The sequence below is a fragment of the Rugamonas aquatica genome, assembly GCF_009380215.1.
Taxonomy (GTDB): Bacteria; Pseudomonadota; Gammaproteobacteria; order Burkholderiales; family Burkholderiaceae_D; genus Rugamonas; species Rugamonas aquatica_B.
The window spans coordinates 186,445-206,783 of record NZ_WHUG01000005.1; the positions used below are offsets into that span (position 1 = coordinate 186,445).

At 63.5% G+C, this 20,339-nt stretch carries 19 protein-coding genes and 1 pseudogene; 4 read left to right on the forward strand and 16 right to left on the reverse strand.

Going from position 1 to position 20,339, the window contains the following annotated elements; translation table 11 throughout:
• Positions 1-133 precede the first annotated feature (133 nt).
• Positions 134-1,558 carry a PQQ-dependent sugar dehydrogenase gene (locus GEV02_RS14815; RefSeq protein WP_152838736.1) on the forward strand — a complete coding sequence of 475 codons (1,425 nt, stop codon included), beginning with the start codon at positions 134-136 and terminating at the stop codon, positions 1,556-1,558.
• Here GEV02_RS14815 and GEV02_RS14820 read toward each other — a convergent pair.
• From GEV02_RS14820 to rpsO, 10 genes are all read right to left on the reverse strand, one after another.
• Positions 1,543-1,974: a DUF29 domain-containing protein gene (locus GEV02_RS14820; protein WP_152838737.1), complete on the reverse strand. Its 432-nt coding sequence runs from the start codon at positions 1,972-1,974 to the stop codon at positions 1,543-1,545. The two genes, GEV02_RS14815 and GEV02_RS14820, sit on opposite strands and share 16 nt — an antisense overlap.
• A 45-nt stretch (positions 1,975-2,019) precedes the next feature.
• Positions 2,020-3,018, reverse strand: a complete 999-nt coding sequence (locus GEV02_RS14825) for an AAA family ATPase (protein ID WP_152838738.1) — start codon at positions 3,016-3,018, stop codon at positions 2,020-2,022.
• Positions 3,015-4,358, reverse strand: a complete 1,344-nt coding sequence (locus GEV02_RS14830; RefSeq protein WP_235922785.1) for an AMP-binding protein — start codon at positions 4,356-4,358, stop codon at positions 3,015-3,017. Before GEV02_RS14830 ends, GEV02_RS14825 begins: the two co-directional genes overlap by 4 nt.
• Before the next feature lie 8 nt (positions 4,359-4,366).
• Positions 4,367-4,954, reverse strand: coding sequence for a hypothetical protein (locus tag GEV02_RS14835; RefSeq protein WP_152838739.1), 588 nt, complete (start codon positions 4,952-4,954; stop codon positions 4,367-4,369).
• On the reverse strand, positions 4,951-6,735 hold the full coding sequence (locus tag GEV02_RS14840; protein WP_152838740.1) for a vWA domain-containing protein: 1,785 nt from the start codon (positions 6,733-6,735) through the stop codon (positions 4,951-4,953). The genes GEV02_RS14835 and GEV02_RS14840 overlap by 4 nt, the downstream gene beginning before the upstream one ends.
• Complete coding sequence (locus tag GEV02_RS14845; RefSeq protein WP_152838741.1) at positions 6,732-7,715, reverse strand: hypothetical protein; 984 nt, start codon at positions 7,713-7,715, stop codon at positions 6,732-6,734. Before GEV02_RS14845 ends, GEV02_RS14840 begins: the two co-directional genes overlap by 4 nt.
• Position 7,716: 1 nt before the next feature.
• Positions 7,717-9,297 (reverse strand): AAA family ATPase, encoded by a 1,581-nt coding sequence (locus GEV02_RS14850; RefSeq protein WP_152838742.1) that lies wholly within the window; start codon positions 9,295-9,297, stop codon positions 7,717-7,719.
• A 69-nt stretch (positions 9,298-9,366) separates the two neighbouring features.
• The gene (locus tag GEV02_RS14855) at positions 9,367-9,798 is read right to left on the reverse strand and encodes a DUF29 domain-containing protein (protein WP_152838743.1); all 432 of its coding nucleotides are present in this window, start codon (positions 9,796-9,798) and stop codon (positions 9,367-9,369) included.
• 93 nt (positions 9,799-9,891) lie between these two features.
• Complete coding sequence (pnp, locus tag GEV02_RS14860; protein ID WP_008450435.1) at positions 9,892-12,015, reverse strand: polyribonucleotide nucleotidyltransferase; 2,124 nt, start codon at positions 12,013-12,015, stop codon at positions 9,892-9,894.
• 220 nt (positions 12,016-12,235) lie between these two features.
• A complete protein-coding gene (rpsO, locus tag GEV02_RS14865) occupies positions 12,236-12,505 on the reverse strand; it encodes a 30S ribosomal protein S15 (RefSeq protein WP_008450438.1) in 270 nt (89 codons plus the stop codon).
• A 225-nt stretch (positions 12,506-12,730) separates the two neighbouring features.
• Here rpsO and GEV02_RS14870 point away from each other — a divergent pair, with 225 nt between their 5' ends.
• The 3 genes from GEV02_RS14870 (at position 12,731) to GEV02_RS14880 (ending at position 15,514) form a co-directional block, all read left to right on the forward strand.
• Positions 12,731-13,162, forward strand: a complete 432-nt coding sequence (locus GEV02_RS14870) for a hypothetical protein (RefSeq protein ID WP_235922786.1) — start codon at positions 12,731-12,733, stop codon at positions 13,160-13,162.
• 112 nt (positions 13,163-13,274) lie between these two features.
• A complete protein-coding gene (locus GEV02_RS14875; protein ID WP_152838745.1) occupies positions 13,275-14,600 on the forward strand; it encodes an MFS transporter in 1,326 nt (441 codons plus the stop codon).
• Between the two features lie 101 nt (positions 14,601-14,701).
• Complete coding sequence (locus GEV02_RS14880) at positions 14,702-15,514, forward strand: hypothetical protein (RefSeq protein ID WP_152838746.1); 813 nt, start codon at positions 14,702-14,704, stop codon at positions 15,512-15,514.
• Here GEV02_RS14880 and GEV02_RS14885 read toward each other — a convergent pair.
• The 6 genes and pseudogenes from GEV02_RS14885 to GEV02_RS14905 all read right to left on the reverse strand — a co-directional run bounded on the left by GEV02_RS14885 (position 15,498) and on the right by GEV02_RS14905 (position 20,302).
• The gene (locus GEV02_RS14885; RefSeq protein ID WP_152838747.1) at positions 15,498-16,196 is read right to left on the reverse strand and encodes an ArsR/SmtB family transcription factor; all 699 of its coding nucleotides are present in this window, start codon (positions 16,194-16,196) and stop codon (positions 15,498-15,500) included. The two genes, GEV02_RS14880 and GEV02_RS14885, sit on opposite strands and share 17 nt — an antisense overlap.
• Positions 16,193-16,540 carry an antibiotic biosynthesis monooxygenase family protein gene (locus GEV02_RS14890; protein WP_152838748.1) on the reverse strand — a complete coding sequence of 116 codons (348 nt, stop codon included), beginning with the start codon at positions 16,538-16,540 and terminating at the stop codon, positions 16,193-16,195. The genes GEV02_RS14885 and GEV02_RS14890 overlap by 4 nt, the downstream gene beginning before the upstream one ends.
• A 110-nt stretch (positions 16,541-16,650) precedes the next feature.
• Positions 16,651-17,268 carry a TlpA family protein disulfide reductase gene (locus GEV02_RS14895; protein WP_174999125.1) on the reverse strand — a complete coding sequence of 206 codons (618 nt, stop codon included), beginning with the start codon at positions 17,266-17,268 and terminating at the stop codon, positions 16,651-16,653.
• A 215-nt stretch (positions 17,269-17,483) separates the two neighbouring features.
• Entirely contained in the window at positions 17,484-17,951 is a 468-nt protein-coding gene (gene aroQ / locus GEV02_RS33800; RefSeq protein ID WP_235922794.1) for a gamma subclass chorismate mutase AroQ, read from the reverse strand.
• A gap of 3 nt (positions 17,952-17,954) precedes the next feature.
• A pseudogene (locus GEV02_RS33805) lies at positions 17,955-18,755 on the reverse strand (transporter substrate-binding domain-containing protein); the annotation flags it as partial.
• Positions 18,755-20,302 (reverse strand): 2-isopropylmalate synthase, encoded by a 1,548-nt coding sequence (locus tag GEV02_RS14905; protein ID WP_152838751.1) that lies wholly within the window; start codon positions 20,300-20,302, stop codon positions 18,755-18,757. The gene GEV02_RS14905 and the pseudogene GEV02_RS33805, both read right to left, overlap by 1 nt.
• Between the last annotated feature and the right edge of the window lie 37 nt (positions 20,303-20,339).

Here is a 20,339-nt window from a genome sequence, read left to right on the forward strand (position 1 = left end):
TAATCATGAATGGAATTGGGATGGGTTGAAGGGCACGGCATTGTACCTTGAGCAAGACAGGGCGGCGGGCAGGCGTGGTCATTCCCGGCAGGGACTGGCACAATACCGGTTCGCCCAGACCAAGGACCAGTCCATGAAATCTCCTGCCCTCCACCTTGCCGCCCTCGCCTGCCTGGCCGCCGCCGCGCTGACCGCCCAAGCGGCCGAGCCGGCGCTGTCCGCCGCGGAAAAGCTTTATCAAGCCAACTGCGCCGCCTGCCATGGCAGCAGGATGGAAGGCGCCGTCGGCCCCACGCTGCGCGCGCACAACTGGCTGCACGGGGCGCCGACCAAGGCCAACCTCATCAAGATCATCAGCAAGGGCGTGCCGGAAAAGGACATGCCGGCCTGGTCGCCAGCCCTGAACGCCAGCCAGATCGCGCTGCTGGCCGACCTGATCGCCGCCAACGCCGGCAAGCCGGCCGCCGCGCCATCGCCGGCCACAGTGGCCGCAGCGGCGGCCGCCAAGGTCCAGCAGAGCGTGCCCGACCTGAGCGGATTCAAGCTGCCCAAGGGCTTCCACATCAGCGTCTACGCCAATGACGTCAGCACCGCGCGCAGCATGGTGGTGTCGGACAGCGGCATCGTCTACGTCGGTTCGCGCAAGGCTGGCAAGGTGTACGCACTGGTGCCGCGCGCCGACAAGCAGACGGCCGATGTCGTCACTGTCGCCGAAGGGCTGGAAAATCCGATCGGCGTCACGCTGCTCAACGGCGCGCTGTACGTCGGCGAGATCAGCCGCGTAATCCGCTTCGACAAAATCGACCAGCGCTATGCGCAGAAGCCATCCTATGAAGTAGTCAAGGTCAGCCTGCCCAACGACAAATGGCACGGCGAGAAGGTCATGAAGGCCGGGCCTGACGGCAAGCTGTACATCCCGGTCGGCGCGCCCTGCAATGTGTGCGATGTCGAGGACACCAAGAGCGCGAAAATCTACCGCATGAACGCCGACGGCAGCCAGCTGGAAGAATACGCGCGCGGCGTGCGCAACACGGTGGGCTTCGCCTTCCATCCGGCGACCAAGGTGCTGTGGTTCACCGACAACGGCCGCGACGAGATGGGCGACAACACGCCATCCTGCGAGTTGAACGTGGCGCCCAAGGCCGGCATGCATTTCGGCTTCCCCTATTGCCACGGCGGCGTGGTGCCGGACCCGGACTTCGCCAAGGGCCGCAGCTGCGAAGAGTTCGAGCCGCCGGTTGCCAAGCTGGGCCCGCACGTGGCGCCGCTGGGGCTGACTTTCTACACCGGCAAGCAGTTCCCCGAGGCTTATCGCAACAACGTCTACATCGCCGAGCACGGCTCGTGGAACCGCTCGACCAAGAGCGGCTACAGCGTGCGCCTGATTACGCTGTACAACAGCAAGGTCGTCACCGACACCGCCTTCATCGACGGCTTCCTGCGCGGCGAGGAAGTGGTCGGCCGGCCGGTGGATGTGGCGACGCTGCCGGATGGCTCGATGGTCGTGTCCGACGACTACGGCGGCCGCGTGTATCGCGTGACTTACGACGGCAAGTAATCCGCCGATAAAACCTGCCTGAAGTCCCATATGCGGACTTCAGGCAGGCCGGATAAATTGGCTTCACGGCCAGCCAGGTCGACCGCATCGTCCCAGACGTCCCTATCCCACTCGGGATCTTCCAACAGCTTCCGCAAGCTCGGCATTTTTATGAGCAGCCGGTCGACCTTGTCTCGCTGGTTGCGTATGGTGCTTTTCCAGCTGCCGCCGCGCCGGTCTGGCTGATACTTCCATTTCAGTAAATGCGCCATCAAGATCGCCATCCGGTGCGCCAGTTGGTGGCGGTGGCTGATGTTCATGTCCTCGATTTCTTCGGCGATGTGCTCGATATCGAGCAATGCCCATTGCCCCGAGCGCAGCAAGGCGACCTGCTCCATCCCCCACTCGGCCATGTCGTCTTCGTATGTCGCAGTCATGATGTATCCCTCCCTCATGAGGAGACCGCGAGCGACGGGAAAAGTTCAGCCCAGTTGGGCGACGGCGTCAGTGATGCGCTGTTCCAGTGAGCCGGTCAGCAAGACGTAGGGCAGCTTGCGGCGGGACAGCTCATCCAGGTACCAGCGGTGCTGCTGCTGGCGGAAATCGACATCGCGGCGGGTGCCGTCCTGGATGAAGTCGAAATCCGGCGCGCACAGGAAGAAACGCTCGTATGGCGCGTCGGCCATCGCCTCCAATGCAGGATCGGCGCGGCCGAACATCTCACGGGAATAGAACAAGGTGGTCAGCGGCGACGTGTCGCAGAACAGAAAGCGCTTGGCCTGCAGGCGCGCCGCCGCTTCGCGTTGCAGCTGCGTGCGGCCGATACGGGCCATGTCCTCGTAATTGAGCACGCCGTCTTGTGCCACCCACAGCTCGCGGCCGTACTCGGGCACCCAGGCCGTGTCCAGCCGCTCGGCCAGGACGGCGGCCAAAGTCGTCTTGCCGCTCGACTCCCCGCCGAGAATACAGACCCTGTCGACAAAGCTGGCATAGACCACGTCAGACAAAAACCGGCGATGCGCATGCGGATCGCTGCGCGCCATTGTTCCGGACACAGGTACAGCGCTCCGCGCCTGGTCCACGTTCACATGCCGCACCGTGTGCGGCCGCCCTGTGCGCTCGGTGAAGCAGCGGCCCAGTTCAAGGGCGAAACCGTCGCCATAGTCTTCGCTGGTGAAGACCGCTTCCACCGTCGTATCCAAAACATCCACGCACAGACTGGCGCAGAAGCGGCGGTGTATCAACGCGTCGTCATCGTTGTGCGGTACATCCTTGTCTACCACCAGCACGACCGCACCGGGAAAGCGCGCGCGCAGCCATTGTTCGCGCTTGCCCGCTTCGCAGCCCGGCAGCTCCGGCAGCGAATAGCTGATGATGAAGGTTGTGTCGCAAGCGTCCACGGCGCGTTGTATCAACAGTTCATGGCCCAGATGCAGCGGACTGAATTTTCCGACCACCAGGCCGGTCTTGAATTGCTTCATGCGTGAGCGCCATCCAGGGCGGAAGTATATTGAACGGTCTTGTCGTCGGTGGCCGGCACATCCAGCAGCACGCCGCCCGCGCCGAACAGCGCCTCCAGCGCGGCGCGCGCGTCGGCGCCCAGCGCCGTATGGGCCTGCGCCAGCCGCAGCACCACGACGCCATCAGCGCGCTGGTGCACGCTGAAGTGCGGTATCGGCAGATGCTTCAGCGCGTGCGTCACGTCGATATTGTTTATCCAGTTTCCGGACGCGAGATAGCGCACCGGCGAGCGGCCGGACAACCCTACCAGGACCGGCGCATCGGCATAGAACGACAGCGATGCATAATCGCCGGTGCGGTAGCGCAGCAGCGGCAGGCAGAAATTGAAGCCGCCCGTCAGCGTGATCTCGCCGCGCTGGCCGGGGGCGAGCGGCTTGCCGTCCGGGTCGAGTATTTCGACATAGAGTTCCGGTTGCAGCAGTACGTGGCCGCCGGCCTGCGCGTCGAATACGGCAACCGGGCCGACTTCGTTGAGCGAGTAGATGTCCAGCACCGGGCAGCCGAAACGCTGTTCCAACCTTGCCCGCAATGCCGGCAGCAACAGCATCGACACCGACAACAGCGCACGCGGCTTCATCGTCACCGGCAGTTCAAGCAGCTCGGCAAACGAGATCGGGTCGCCGGCGACGACTTCCGGCGACAGCGCGTCCAAATAGCGCGCACGGTCGTCCGGATGGCGCCATTCGTCGGGATACAGATTGATCTTGGCCAGCCCCGACTCGCCCATCGTCGGCGTCACCGACACATATGTGAAGCAGCGCTGCTGATGGCCAAGCAGCACCACGCCCACCTGCCCGCTGCCGTGCCGCAGCTCGACGCCGAAGCGCTTCAACGCGCGCTTGTGAAACGCCAGGTAGCGCGCCGCGACCACCGGATGCGATGCGATCAGCAAGGGATGGCCGGTCGTGCCGGTGGTGCGAAAATTAATCAGCCGCGCAATCTCCACGGTATCCGGCACGAAGGGCGTGATATCGGCCGCCAGCGCAGCCCTGCTCTGCGTCGGCAGATCCTCGAAGATCTTGGGTGGCGAGCCGAGTTGGCGATAGTAAGGCACCGTGTCGAAGGCGGAGCGGATAAACGCATCCAGCCAATCCGGCTTGCCATCCGAAGGCCAGCCCACCGTGGCCTGCGCCACATCGTACTCGAACCGGCGCACCTGCTCCACCTCATGCGCCAGCAGCTTGTTGCCGCTCTGGTTGCGGTAGAACGGCGCGGCAGGATGCTCGCACAAGAACTCCAGCATGCCCCGCCCCGCAGGCGTCAGCGTGGGAAAGCGTTCTTCTTCATCCGGGATCGCCATGCCTGCACTCATTCGCGCGACCATTTGTCGGCCGATTCCTCGGCAGCCTTGCGGGCCAGCGCTTCGCGAATCTCGGCGGCGCGGCGTTCGGCCGCGCGGCTCGCTTCCAGCAGGCGCTTGCGCTCCATGCCGCTGATGCCGGACAGGCGGTCGGTGGCCTGCGCCTCCGTCTCCCCGGCAGGCCGGAAGCCCAGCCGCGCCAGCGTCACGCGCACAAGCTCCTCGCGCCGGTCGGGATCGTGGACGAATTTGTGCGCCGCAGTCGCCTGCGCCAGTTCGCCAAGCGCGCCGTCGAGCAGCGCCAGCACCTTGTGCTGCGCCAGTTGCGCCGACAGGAACCAGTCATCGGCCAGCAGCCACGCCGCGATCATCACCAGCGCCAGCCGGTTGCGGTCGCGCCGCGCATCGGCGCCGACAAAGCGTTCCAGCGCCGCCGCAGGTGCATGCTTGCCTTGCATCTTCAGCAGATCGTTGACCAGCGCGGCCACGTGCACCGTGCCTGCCACGCCGATACGCGGCTCGTCGAGGAATTCGGCCGGCGTATCGGACAGGCGGTGCGTCAGCGTTTCAAGGGCGGGACCGGTATGTTCCATCATGCGTTCTTTTTCTTTGGCGGGGACTTGGGCGCGTAGTGCCGGCGGCTGAAGGCGCGCGCGAATTCTACCAAGTCCTCGAACTGCGCGATCGCGTGGATTTCCCACTGCTGCTGTTCCTTCGCCTGACGCAGCACTTTGTAGGCGGAGCTGCGCCAGTCGTCGTCGCCGAACTGTTCCCAGCCGGAGGGCAGGTTCAGCGCCATCGTGCCGCCTGCGTCGCCCACGGCCAGCGCCCTCGCGGCCACGTCCCAGCCGCTGTTGCCACGTTCATCCGGCTCGAACATGGTGGTGATGCCGTCGTCGGAGATGTGCAGGATGTGCGTGCGGCGCAGCCGGGCCTTCTCGTAGGTTTGCCGGAGCTGGGGAATCGGGAAGCAGGTGGAGCCGCCAAAAAATCCGGTCAGCACTTTGAGCACGCTGACATCGTCGCGCACAAAACCCTTGGTGACAATGACCTCGTCCTTGCCGCTCCACAGCGTGACCTGCACGCTGGACCCGGCGCGCAGTGCGGACAAGGCGATGATGGCGCCGGCCAGCGTCAGGTAGGAAGTCTGCTGGCGCGGGTTGGGCATCGATCCCGAACTGTCGACGTACAGGTCAAGGTCGATGGGTTCGGGCTTGCGCCGTGGCGCAGCCTCGCGGCCATAGGAGCGCTGCACCGTGGTCACGCCAGGGATCGGGCGCGGGCTCTGGATGACGGTTTGCAGCCAGTCGATCTGGTCCAGCGGATCGCCGATCTGCCACGGCTCCAGCCCTTCCAGCTGCAATTCGTCGGACTGCGGCGCCGGTGTGCGGGGGAAGGAAATCAGGTGCGGCAGCGCGCGTTCGCGGTAGTAGCGCACGGCGATATCCTCTTCACTGAGCTTGATGCCGGCCGCCTTGAGGATTTCGCCGTATTCGTATGGTTCGCGCATCTGGCCGGCGCTGTTGCTTGCGGCAGCCTTGTCGTCTGGGGGCTTGCCCGTTTCGTCGAGGCCCGAGATGCGGCTGTCCTGAACCGGGTGCACGGCATCTTCCATTTCGCCCGCTTCGATCTGCTGTCCGCCGCTCGGCTCACAGCCTTCGGCGGCATCTTTGGTGTCGAACATGCGGCGGAACTCGTCCTCCTGGTTCTGGCTGTCGACCAGGTAAGGCAGCAGCAGCGTGGCGAACCTGCCGGCGCCGTCCATCCAGTCCTTGGCGTAGACGCGGATCAGGCGCGCGCCCAGCCAGGCATCGGTGTCGGTCGCATCGTCGGCGCCAGCGCCGCCCAGGGCGCCCTTGGCGAGCTGCCACAGGTTCTCGTAGATGCGCATGTACAGCAGCCACACCTTGCTGCGCGACGCCGGATCGGCCGGCGCGCGGCCCTGCTCCAGAATGCGGTAGATGTCGGCCATGCGCAGGCCGGCCTGCCGTTGCAGGCGGTCGTTGATGTACAAGTCGGTGTACAGGTTGGCCACCATCGGCGCGTGCTTCTCCAGCGTGGGCAAGGCGCGGCGGATGCGCGCCAGCAGCCGGAACTGGTCGGTCGCGCTGGCCGGCGCCAGCACGTGGTGGCCGATCTCGTGCGCCAGGATCTCGACCGCGTAGTCGTTCAGGCCCAGCTCCTGCACGCCCTGCATGTCGACCACCACGCTTTGATCGAGCAGCCGTATCATCGCGAAGCTGCCGCTCAGGCCTTCGCGCGCCGCCTCCACCGTGCTGGCACACAGGCGGGCGTCGCGCAGGCGCGTGAACCGGCTCCACGCTTCCAGCGCCTGCGGCCAGGCCGCCTGCCATTGTGCGATCAGCGTGGCCGTCATCGCAACGGCAACAGCAGAATGGAGTGGCTGTATGCCGACGTCACGGCGACCGTGTGCTGGTTCGCGGTGGCCGCCAGTCCCTGCGCCGGCAGATCCAGTTCGATCTGGCGCTGCCCCAGCGTCAGGCGCTGGCCGGACAGGCTGACCGCGCCACGCGGCGTCGGCTCTTGCAGGTACTCGTATTCGTCGGCTGTGGCGCCATGCAGCACGGCGCCGCAGGCATCGGCAACCAGCAAGGCGTAGCGGTCGCCGCTGCGTACCCAGAAACCTTCGGCGGCCGGACGGACTTGCGGCGGCATCGCGAAAGCGCCGCCGAAGCCGCTGAAGCCACCGAACTCGCGCCCTTGTTGCGCGCGCTGCCGCTCGGCCGGGTCCGGCGTCCACCACGGATCGGCCAGCAGCACGGTGCGCAGCGCCTGCCAGCCGCCCTGGATGGAGCCGAAGGCCGCCAGCGCCAGTGCTTCCGGCAATGCGTCCGCCGCCTGGAGCGCGCCGGTGCGGAAGTGCGCCAGACCGGAACGCCATGCGCAGATCTGGCCTACCGCTTCCAGTTGCTGCCAGTCGTCGATCTGCGGCGCCAATGCCTGCATCAGCGCCAGCCATTGCGCCGGGCGCGCCACGCCGCTACGCTCCAGATGCAGCGCGGCGTTGGTCAGCATGCCGAGCAGGCGCGCCGGCTGCGCCAGCAGCAGCGCCGGATAACACGTCGCCAGCTCGCGCCAGACTTGCGCGATCAACGGCCCGGCCTGTCCTTGTCCCACCAGCTCCAGCGCGACATCATAGGCGGCCATCGCCACGCCGCCGCTGCGGTCGGGCGCATGCACGGCCGCCAGCTGGACCACGCCGTCGACGCCGCTCTCCAGCAACGCCGCGAAGGCCTGCGCATCGAAACTCGGATAGCGGCGCCGCGCCTCGGCCGCGCGCCGGTTGAATTCCGGGCGGCCTGCGGCCAGCACTTGGGCAAAGGCGGACGAGATCATCTTATTGCGACCGTACCCAGCTCAGATAATTGGTGTAGCGCTGATGCAGATACTTGAGCTTCAGCAGGTCGTCATACAGATGCCCGTACAGCTTGCGGCCCTTGAGCTGCTCGGCCACCAGGCGCTCGATCTTGGTGAGGCGGGCCAGCGCTTCGCGCTCGGTCAGGCCATCCAGTCCCTTGGCGAACTCGGCGGCGAAGTCGCCAACCGGGTCGCTGCGGTCCAGGTCCAGGCGGTCGTAGTCGGCGTTGGAGAGGTCGAACAGGCGGCGCAGCCAGCTCAGGCGGTCGGTGCGATAGGCGGCGTTTTCCGGCAGGCCGAAGAACGGCGCGTCCAGGTCCGGCTGCAACTTGTCGTGCAGGACGAAGGGCAGCACCTGGCGCAGGTCGTCCAGTTCGACTTCGACGTTGCCGCGGAAGTAGGCCAGCGCCTTGGCGTAGATCAGCAAGGTCATCAGGTTGCGCACCGAGATGCCGTTGAGGGTCTGGCAGCCCAGGTCCTTCAGGCGATCGCGTCCGGTTTCGGCGGCGACCACCTGGCTCCAGTCGAAGCCGGACAGGCGCGCCGTATCCTTGGTCATGTATTCGAACTGGCCGCCGGCGGTTTCCAGCAGCTCGAACTGGCTGGTGAAGAATTCCAGCCGGCGCCGCACCGGCTCCGGCACCAGGATCTCTCGCACCTCGATGCCGATGCGGTCGACCTGCTCCGGCGTGAAGATGATTTCCGGCGGCACCAGTTCCTCGGGCTTGAGGTTTTCCTCGACGCGCATCAGCAGGTCGCCGAGGAAGCGCGGGTTGAAGGACAGCGCCTGCACGATCACGTCAATACGGTCGCGCAACGCTTCGATCACCTCGTAGGTGCCGCCGCCCTGGTCGTCGTTGGCGGTTAAGTACCAGGCGGACTCGGGGCACTCGTAGACGTGGTTGAGCACTTCGGCGTAGTTATCGCCCATCAGCGTCAGCAGCGCGCTTTGGGTGCGGGTCGGGATGCGGTTGTATTCGTCGATGATCTTGACGCGCATGCCCAGCCACGAGCGCCAGGCGATGCGGATGTCGTCCATGCTTTGCGCGTTGACCAGGTCGGCCGGCAGCGGATTGCCGAGCAGGTCGGCGATGGTCATCTGCGGATGGCCGTGCTGCATGCCGCGCTTGACCTCCTTGACGGTGGCGCCGGACAGCACGCCCATCAGGATGGCGCTGGCGGTCTTGCCGCGTCCCGGCCCGCCGACGAACAGGCACTTGCGGCGCGTGGCGAAGGTCAGCAGCGGCAGCAGCACGAAGCTGGAATAGCTCTGCGCCGAGGGCAGGCTCAGCGTGCGCTTGCTGTCGCCGACCGAATACGATTGCGCCGGGCCGTGGTTGTACTCGATGTCATAGTGCGGGCTGATGATGGCGTTGTTGACGATCCAGAAGTAGGCCTGGCGCAGCTTCTCATCCAGCGACTGGGTCGCCGCGCCCTCCCCGGTGCCGAGCTTGACCGGCCCCTGATAAAGATCGGCGACATCGAACTGGCGCGGCTTCGGCGCGGCCTTGGGATTGGTGGGCGCTTTGGAGACGCGCTGGAACAGATTAAATGGAGGCATCTGCGCTGTCCAGTTGGGAAATTGGCAATGCGCAGAGTATAGCCGAGGCGGCTTTTTGATGTCGTGCGGCTAGTCGGGGAAGAAATCGGACGATAGGACTTCCTCAACGTGCCAAGGCAATTCCGCAGGAAATACCTTCAACTGCGTCTGCGCTTCAGCATCTCTCGCTGCGCGGCGGTAGGTTTTTTCCAGCCATTGAGGATCGTCGAGCAGCGTCTGCAAACTTGGGCAGTCATCGAGCGCGTCTTCGATGGCCGCACGCTGCGTGCGTATGGTGTGGGCCCAACTGGGGCCGCGATGCGATGGCTGGAATTGCCACTTCAGCAGATGGGCAAGCAGGACCACGAACCGGCTGCGCAGCGCTTTCTTTTCCCGATGGCCCACATCCTCGATCTCCCCGGCGATGTTGTCGATGTCCAGTTGCGACCACTGGCCGCGACGCAGCAAGGCCGCCTGTTGTTCGGACCAGGCGATGACGTCGTCTTCGTATAAGGTGCCCATAATCTGGTTTGACCGGGCGCGGCTCTAAAAGTTCAGGACGAAAAAAAACCGCCGGGGCGCTCCGGCGGTTTTTTTTGTCGAACGCTTTAAAGCTTACTGTGCAGCGGCGGCAGCGGCTTCTTCAGCAGCTGCTTTCATCGACAGTTTCAGACGGCCGCGGTCGTCGGTTTCCAGAACCTTGACGCGAACTGCCTGGCCTTCTTTCAGGTAGTCGGCAACAGCGTTCACACGCTCGTTGGCGATTTGCGAGATGTGCAGCAGACCATCTTTACCTGGCATGACTTGTACGATCGCGCCGAAGTCCAGCAGCTTGAGCACAACGCCGTCGTAGGTCTTGCCTACTTCGACCGATGCGGTCAGTTCTTCGATGCGGCGCTTGGCTTCCTGGCCGGCAGCAGCGTCAACGGAAGCGATGGTGACCACGCCTTCGTCGCTGATGTCGATCTGGGTGCCGGTCTCTTCGGTCAGGGCGCGGATGACTGCGCCGCCTTTGCCGATGACGTCACGGATCTTTTCTGGGTTGATCTTGATGGTGATCAGGCGCGGTGCGAAGTCCGACAGTTCGGTCTTCACGTGCGGCATGGCTTTCTGCATTTCGCCCAGGATGTGCTCGCGGCCTTCTTTGGCTTGCGCCAGCGCCACTTGCATGATTTCCTTGGTGATGCCCATGATCTTGATGTCCATCTGCAGCGCGGTGATACCGTTGCGGGTACCGGCTACTTTGAAGTCCATGTCGCCCAGGTGATCTTCATCGCCCAGGATGTCCGACAGCACGGCGAACTTGCCGCCTTCCTTGATCAGGCCCATCGCGATACCGGCGACGTGCTCTTTCATTGGAACGCCGGCATCCATCAGCGCCAGGCAGCCGCCGCAGACCGAAGCCATCGACGACGAACCGTTCGATTCGGTGATTTCCGACACCAGACGCACGGAGTAGCTGAACTCTTCCGGCGATGGCAGTGCGGCGATCAGCGCGCGCTTGGCCAGACGGCCGTGGCCGATTTCGCGGCGCTTAGGCGTGCCGACGCGGCCGGTTTCGCCGGTGGCGAACGGTGGCATGTTGTAGTGCAGCATGAAGGAGTCGGTGAACTCGCCCATCAGCGCGTCGATCTTCTGGCTGTCGCGTGCGGTGCCCAGGGTGGCAACCACCAGCGCCTGCGTTTCGCCGCGGGTGAACAGCGCCGAACCGTGGGTGCGTGGCAGTACCGAGGTGCGGATCGAGATCGGACGGACGGTGCGGGTGTCGCGGCCGTCGATACGTGGCTCGCCGTCCAGGATCTGGGTACGGACGATCTTGGCTTCCATGTCGAACAGGATGTTGTTCACTTCGGCTGCGTCGACTGGCGCGGCGCCGGCAGCGGCGGCTTCAGCGGACAGGTCGGCCAGCACTTCGCTGGTGGCGGCCTTCAGCTTGGCGGTACGCTCTTGCTTGTCTTTGGTCTGGTAGGCTTCGTTGATTTTGCTCGATGCGAAATGCGCAACGCGGCCGATCAGCGCTTCGTTCTTCGCTGGTGGCACCCATTCAACTTCAGGCTTGCCGCCGTCGCGTACCAGGTCGTGGATCGCGTCGATGACTGCTTTCATTTCGGTGTGGCCGAACACCACGGCGCCCAGCATGATTTCTTCGGACAGCTGCTGCGCTTCCGATTCCACCATCAGCACGGCGGTTTCGGTACCGGCGACAACCAGATCCATCTGCGAGGTCTTCAGTTGTTCAACGGTAGGGTTCAGGATGTACTGGCCGTTGGCGTAGCCGACGCGCGCTGCGCCGACCGGGCCGTTGAACGGTACGCCCGACACGCACAGGGCGGCCGATGCGCCGATCATGGCGGCGATGTCTGGATCGATTTCCGGGTTGACCGACAGCACGTGAATGATGACTTGCACTTCATTCAGGTAGCCTTCCGGGAACAGCGGACGGATAGGACGGTCGATCAGGCGGGAAGTCAGGGTTTCTTTTTCCGAAGGACGACCTTCACGCTTGAAGAAACCGCCCGGGATTTTACCGGCAGCATAGGTTTTTTCAACGTAGTCGACGGTCAGCGGGAAGAAGTCCTGGCCTGGCTTGGCGTCTTTGCGTGCGACGACAGTAGCCAGAACCACGGTATCTTCAATCGATACCATGACTGCACCGGAGGCCTGGCGAGCGATCTCGCCGGTTTCCAGCGTCACGGTGTGTTGACCGTACTGGAAGGTTTTCGTAACTTTATTAAACATGGGTAATCCCTTTCTATTTGCCGACAGATTTTCAGGGGCTGTCGTTCACCTCACCACAGACGGCATGCGCCGTCTTTACTGCAACTGCTAAAACCCAGGAATTCCATGTCGCACTGCCAAGACGCTATTCCGCTTGGCAAGTTTTCCCGGCAAAAATGACAAAATGCCCGCGTCAGCAAACTGGCGCAGGCATTTCGATTAAGCCGGATGACGCAAAAAATTACTTACGCAGACCCAGTTTAGCGATCAGATCGCGATAACGGGTAGCATCTTTGCCCTTCAGGTAGGACAGCAGGCTCTTACGACGGTTAACCATCATAATCAGACCACGACGCGAGTGGTGATCCTTGCTGTGTGCCTTGAAGTGGCCGTTCAATTCGTTGATGCGTGCGGTCAGCAGCGCAACTTGAACTTCTGGGGAGCCGGTGTCTTTTTGACCACGGGCGTTGTCCGCGATGATCGCGGCTTTGTTGATGTTTTCTACGGTCATGATATTTACCTTTAACATGCGGTGCGCGGAGTCTGAACCCTGCACACCGTGAACTTCAAAAAAAACTGATCCGAAGACCAGACCCGGAAGTATAGCGGAAAATCCCCCGCATGTATCCTGTGTTGGCTACAATTCTTCTATCTTTCCAGTCTTACAGAGGGGTTCGTCATGAAAAAACTGATATTTGTGGCAATGTTGCCGGTTGTATTGAGCGCTTGCGCCGGCATGGGTACCCCTCCCCTGACGGCCGGCGAACCCGCCGACGCGGTCAAAGCCAAACTGGGCCAGCCCACCGGCACCTACGCCAACGGCGCCGACACCATGCTCGAATACGCCGGCGGACCGTTCGGCCAGTACACCCACATGGCCCGCATAGGCCCGGACGGCAAGCTGATTTCCTTCGAACAGGTGCTCAGCAGCGAGAAGTTCGCCACCGTCAAGCCGCGCAAGGACAACAAGCAAACCATCCTCAGCACCTTCGGCAAGCCGGCCCAGCAGGTGCACTACGCCAGCGTCGACGGCGATGTGTGGGTTTACCGCTACAAGGAGCAGAACGTCTGGGATTCCGTGATGCATGTGGAATTCGACCGCAACGGCATCGTCCAGGCCATGGTCAACGGTCCGGACCCGGAACGGGAATCGCGCCGCGGCCGTTAAAAATGTAGCAAAGATACACAAACACAATCCCTCATCGCGAGGATATTCCCCATTTTTGTAGCCAAACTACTTTTTCAAGTAGATAATACGCCAACAAAAATGGAGATCCCCCATGCATGCAAAAGTGAAACCGGCCGCGCCGGCACAAAAGCCCAAGCTGTCGTTCTGGGCCATCTGGAACATGAGTTTCGGTTTCCTCGGCATCCAGGCCGGCTTCGCCCTCCAGCAAAGCAACGTTCCCCGCATCTTCCAGACCATGGGCGCCGAGCTCGACAAGATCGGCTTTCTGATGACCGCAGCGCCGCTGGCCGGCCTGCTGGTGCAACCCATCATCGGCTACCTGAGCGACCGCACCTGGGGCCGCTGGGGCCGTCGCCGCCCCTACTTCTTCATCGGCGCCGTGCTGGCCACGCTGGCGATGCTGGGCTTGCCGAACGCCACGGTGTTATGGACCGCCGCCGCCATGCTGCTGGTGCTCGACGTGGCGATCAATATTTCGATGGAACCGTTCCGCGCCTTCGTCGGCGACCTGCTGCCGAAAGAACAGCTGACCACCGGCTACGCCGTGCAGACCTTCTTCATCGGCGTGGGCGCGGTGGGCGCCTCGGCCCTGCCGTGGGTGCTGACGCACTGGTTCGACGTGGCCAACACCGCCGCCGCCGGCAAGACGCCGGACTCGGTGGTCTACGCCTTCTACATCGGCGGCGCGATCTACCTGGCGGCCGTGCTGTGGACCGTGCTGCGCACCCGCGAATACTCGCCAGAGCAGCTCAGTGAATTCCATCCCGAGCCGGAACAGGCGGCGCCGGCATCGACCGGCGTGCGCGGCTTTATCAGCGACTACCTCAACATGCCGAAGATCATGGTGCAGTTGTCGCTGGTGCAGTTCTTCACCTGGTTCACCTGGTTCTCGATGTGGACCTACGGCACGGCCACACTGACCCAGCACATCTATCACGCCACCGACACCACCTCCGCGCTGTACAACGAAGGCGCCAACTGGTGGGGCGTGTGCGGCGCCGTCTACAACGCGGCCTCGATCGCCTTCGCCTTCGTGCTGCCGCTGATCGCCGCGCGCACCAGCCGCAAGACCGCGCATGCGCTGGCACTGGCCGTCGGCGGACTGAGCTTCGTCTCGATCTACTTCATCACCTCGCCGATGATGTTGCTGCTGTCGTTTGCCGGCGTCGGGCTGGCGTGGGCCAGCACCTTGTCGATGCCCTATGCCATCCTCGCGGGAAAAATACCGGCGAAGAAAATGGGCATGTTCATGGGCATGTTCAATATGTCGATCGTGATTCCGCAGGTGGTGTCCGGCGTCTGCCTGGGCTACTTCCTGACGCATGTGTTCAACGGCAGCGCCGTGATGATGATGGTGCTGGGCGGGCTGTCGATGTTGATCGCCGCCGCGCTGGCCCTGCGCGTCGAGGAAGACTAGTAGGAACAGTCCCACGCGCAGTATGGGAGTGCACCGACGTAAAACGCCATGACCGATTGCTAAGATTCCGGCATTCAATTGCCAACCAATCGGAGCACTACATGTCCTTACGCACGCCCCCGGCACGCCACGCCATCTACGCCGCCTCCCTGCTCGCGCTGAGCACCGTCACCGCACTGGCCTGGGCCGATCCATCGCCCGCGCTGGACCGCGCCAGCGTATCGGTCGGCGCGTTCTACGCCGACCCGCGCATCAACTACGAAGGCGACACCAACTACGGCCACATCGACAGCGGCAGCTACAAGCCCGATCACGCGACGCTGCCGCGCGTGAAGGCGCAGCTGTTGCTGGGCGATACGCAGGGCCTTGACTTCGATTACTACAACTACAGCAAGACCTACAATCCCAGCTTAAGCGGCAGCACCAACCGCAACGGCATTCCGCTGACCGGCAACGGCAAGCTGAACGCCAAGCTGAAACTGGACCTGGCCAACCTGGCCTACAAATGGTGGCTGGGCAGCGGCAATGATGTGTTCGGCATTGGCGTCGGCGCGGCCTACTACCGCGCGCGCATCGACGGCACCGCCAGCGGCGTGCTGAACGGCGTGGCCGGCAATGCCAGTTATTCGGAAAGCGAAAACGCCTACGCGCCCTTGCTGGAACTGGGCTGGCGCCACGCGTTCTCGCAGAATGTGCGCATGTATGTGGACGCCAGCGGCATCAAGAAGAACGGCGGCAGCATCCAGGGCCACATCTACGGCGGCGCCATCGGCGTGGAATGGTATCCGACGCCGGCGGTCGGCGTGGTGGCGGAATACAGCGCCTCCAAGATCAGCCTGCATCGCGAGCGGGATGCCATGGATGTCAATGTTCGCCTGAACGGGCCGGCGGCCTACGTCAAGCTGCGCTTCTAAGCCAGGCGGGCAGTTCGGTCTTGCCGCGCGCCGACACCGACAGCGCGCGGCTGTCATCGCTGCGGCGCAGCCAACCGCGCTCGACGAAGTTGTCGAGCAGCGCCACGGCCAGCGGCCCGGCAAAGTGATCGCGGCGTTCGGACCAGTCGACGCAGCCATACAATTGCCGCTGCGCCGTCGCGCCTGCCGGCAGCACGATGCCCAACTCGCGCATCCGCGCTTCGCCTGCCGGCGTGAGCGGGTACTCGTGGCCGTCGCCCTCTCCCGCTTTAACCCAGCCGTTGTCGACAAAGCAGCGGCACAGATCCACGCCCAGCACGCCGGCCAGATGGCCGTAGCAACTGCGCGCATGACGCAGGCCGCGCATGGCCGGCGCCTGCCAGCGCGTGGTCTCGGGCAGCGCGCCATCGGCGACGCGCAGCAAGGCTTCCAGCGCATGGGCGACGTTGCCGTCGGCCAGCATGTAGTAGCGGTGGCGGCCTTGCGCGCGCACCCGTGCGAGGTTTTCGTCGACCAGCAGCTTCAGGTGCTGCGACGCGGTCGGCGCGGACACGCCGGCGTGCTGCGCCAGATCGGTGGCCGTGTAGAAGCGGCCATCGAGCAAGCGCGACAGCATCAGCGCGCGGGTCGGGTCGCCGATCGCGGCGGCCACGCGGGCGAAGCGCGGTTGCGGCGTGCTCATCGTGCGGCCACCGGTGGGTGATAAGGCGGCGCTTCGTCGCGCTCCATCAAGCCGTAATCGCGGATGACGCTCGCCACGCGCAGGCGGTAGTTGTCGAACACACCGGCGCGGCCGGCGCTTTGCGCCTCGCGATGCTGCTCTTGCTCGCGCCAGGCGCGCACCGCATCCTCGTCGCGCCAGAACGACAGCGACAACAGCTTGCCGGGCGGCTTCAGGCTTTCAAACCGTTCGATGGAAATGAAGCCGTCTATCTTTTCCAGCAACGGCGCCAACTGGGCGGCGCGGTCGAGATATTCGGCATAGCCTTCGGTGCTGGGGATGACTTCGAATATCACGGCGATCATGTGGAGCTCCTGGGAAAAAAAGGCGTTGGCGGCATTGCAGTCGACAAGATAGCTGTTTGAATCAGCGCATGCTTCGGCGTGGAGCGAAGTATGCGCTGCCTCCGCATCAACTACTGCGCACGGCTTGCGATGGCGTTCTTCACCCACTTGTCCAAGGTCGCGCCCTTGCCGGCAGCCTCAAATCCATTTTCGATCGTGACCAGAACACCGTTGGGGTCCAGCAGCGCAAAAGTCGGGTAACTTTTTACGCCGACCTGGTCGATCAATTCCTTAGCGCCAGCGACGGTGCGCCAGCTCAGCCGAGTTTGCTGTGCAAATTTCTTTGCCTCATCGGGCGAATCAAACGTGACTGCGAGGGTAGAAAATTCCTGATTACGCTCGGCGAATGCGTTGAGCATCGGCACTTCCTTGATACAAGGTGCACATTCAGAAAAATAAAAGCTCACGACGGTGTACTTGCCACGCAGAGCCTCGTTGTCGACAATATTGCCATCGGTCGCATGGAGTTTAAAGGCGGGAAAAGGCGAGCCGGCAGCAAGCTTGTACTTAACCTTGGCCGCCTTGGACTTCGCCGACTGGAGCTTGACGATGGCCGTGGCTTGCTCACCCACCTTGCTCTTCTCCATGCTGAATCCCGAGTCGGAGAGCTTTTTCTGGAACTGTGCGAAGGTGATCGAGGCCCCATTCACATCCTGGTACTCAACATTCTGATAGTCCGTCAGGGCCATTTGATCTCTGAATTCGAGTTCGGCACTTGATACAGACTTGGTGGATTTAACCGAATTCGCATTCGCGAACTGGGGAGTGCAAGCAAAGGAAATTAATAGCCCGACAGCAGCGAAGGAGAGTGAGCGCATGAGGAAGAATAATCGTGAAATAATTGACAATAGTAGCATATTGCCAATGCAAGCCATGGTGAAGGCGGCACATCTTTGCAGCGTATTCACCAGGGTGGGGAGAATGGCGACAGCGCTTGCGTAACCGCCTGCGGGCTGAGCGCCCTCGCGTCAAGCGAACGCATGACGCGGGCCACATCGGCTTTTCTCGCCTCATCGTTCAACACCGCCTGATTGTCCGCCATGGAGCGCAACAGCTGCGTGGTGAGCCGGTCGAGCTCGGGGCGCACGGTCTTGGCGAGATCGGGAGCGTCGTCAAACTTGCCGGCGTGTTGCGCGCTCCATTGAGCGAACAACTCGCGCTGCACGGTCTTCGACGCTTCGATCTGTGCGCGAAACACTGTCTCGATCCACACGCTGGAAAGGCCAAGCGCAGTCCCCTCCTTCACCGCGGCCTGGATGACTTGAGCTTCGCGCCCGAGGTCTTCAATCGGCGCCTGCGCATTCCATTTGGCGCGCGCCACGGCTTGCGCCAGCAGCAGGCGCTGGTCGATCGCCAGCCGTAACGGCTCCAATCCCCAAGGGAAATCCAGCCAGCGATCGACACTGCGCTGCATGGCGCCGCTGGCAATGAGCTGACGCAGCCATTGGTCGACAAAAGCCTTGAGCGCGGGGTCGCGCGGCAGCAGGATGGCTTTCTCCGCAAAATCGAAAGGCGCGTCGGGGTGCACCGCGCAGAGTCGCGGGCGCAGCCGCTGCTGAAGGCGCGCTTCGATCGCGTCGGTCATCATCAGATCGGCAGCGCCCGCGACGATCCGATCGAAAATCGTCACGTTGTCCGGGTACACGGTCAGCTGTGCGTTCGGCGCCTGCGATCTCGCGAAGCGCTCGTTGGTCCCGCCAGGATTGACGATCAACCGAACGCTGGGCTGGTCAATTTGCGCCAGCGTCTGGAATCGCGCCGAATTTTCGCAACGGGTGATGGGCGTCTTGCCGTCGCGCAGATACCCGACAGAGAACAGGCCCTGCTTCTGCCGCTCCGGCGTGATCGACACACCGCCCAGCGCGATGTCGAACTTGTTCTCGCCGAAGTCCTTCATCAGCGCGGGCCAGCTGGTGGGAACGATCTGCACCTTCACACCCAGCGCACGTGCAAGGCCGTCGGCCAGTTCGATGTCGAGGCCGACAAAGTCATTGCCTGCCCGGGAGCTGAAGGGTTTGTAGTCGCCGGTGGTGCCCACGCGCAGCACGCCGCGTGCGGTGATGTCATCGAGCCGGTGGCCGGCGCCTGCCTGGGCGCTTGCCATCACGCCGGCAAGCAGCAGCCCAAGCAGGGCAATCAGCCTCAAGCAATATGCATAGCGCGCAGATATCTGCATCAAGGCTGCGGATTGACGCGTTCGATCTTCGAATGCAGCTTGTTCAGCGCCGACAGATAGGCCTTGGCCGAGGCGACGATGATGTCCGGATCCGCGCCGACGCCGTTGACGATGCGCCCTTCCTTCGACAAGCGCATCGTCACCTCGCCCTGCGACTGGGTGCCGGTGCTGATGGCGTTGACCGAGAACAGCACCAGCTCCGCGCCGCTGCCCACTTCGGATTCGATGGCGTTGACGGTGGCGTCGACCGGTCCGTCGCCACGGCCTTCGGACACATGCTCCTCGCCGTCGATGGTGAACACCACTTTCGCGCTAGGCGTCTGGCCGGTGTTCGACTGTTGCGCCAGCGAGAGGAAGCGGTAGTACTCGCTCTCATGCGATTGCTGCTCGTCCGACAGCAGCGCCAGGATGTCTTCGTCGAAGATGTCGGCCTTGCGGTCGGCCAGCTCCTTGAAGCGCACGAAGGCGGCGTTCACTTCCGCTTCCGATTCCAGGTCGATGCCCAGCTCCTGCAAGCGCTGCTTGAAGGCGTTGCGGCCAGACAGCTTGCCCAGCACGATCTTGGTGGCGGTCCAGCCCACGTCCTCCGCGCGCATGATCTCGTAGGTCTCGCGCGACTTCAGCATGCCGTCCTGGTGGATGCCGGACGCGTGCGCAAACGCGTTGGCGCCCACCACCGCCTTGTTCGGCTGCACGGCAAAGCCGGTGATCTGCGACACCATCTTCGATGCGGCAACGATCTGCGTGGTGTCGATGCCGACGTCGAGGTTGTAGTAGCCGCCGCGCGTGCGCAGCGCCATCACCACCTCTTCCAGCGCGGTGTTGCCGGCCCGTTCGCCCAGGCCGTTGATGGTGCATTCGATCTGGCGCGCGCCGCCTATCATCACGCCGGCCAGCGAGTTGGCCACCGCCAGGCCCAGGTCGTTATGGCAGTGCACCGACCACACGGCCTTGTCGGAATTGGGTATGCGCTCGCGCAGGCGGCGTATGGTTTCGCCGAAAATCTCCGGCACCGCGTAGCCCACCGTGTCCGGGAAGTTGATGGTGGTCGCGCCCTCCTCGATCACGCCTTCCAGCACGCGGCACAGGAAGTCCTCGTCCGAACGGCTGCCGTCTTCCGGGCTGAATTCGATATCGTCGGTGAACTGGCGGGCGAAGCGCACGGCGTTGCGCGCCTGTAGCAGCACCTGGTCGGGCAGCATGCGCAGCTTCATCTCCATGTGCAGCTTGGAGGTGGCGATAAAGGTGTGGATGCGTTTGCGTTCGGCCGGCGCCAGCGCTTCGGCGGCGCGCGAGATGTCGCGGTCGTTGGCGCGCGACAGCGAACAGATGGTCGATTCGCGCACCACCGAGGCGATCGCCTTGATGGACTCGAAATCGCCTTGCGAGGCGGCCGCGAAGCCGGCTTCGATGACGTCCACGCGCAAGCGCTCCAGCTGCTTGGCGATGCGGACTTTTTCGTCCCTGGTCATCGACGCGCCCGGCGATTGCTCGCCGTCGCGCAAGGTGGTGTCAAAGATGATGAGGCGGTTGGATGAGTTGCTCATGATAGCTCCGTGGCTGATGCTTCGTTGCTTGAATTCT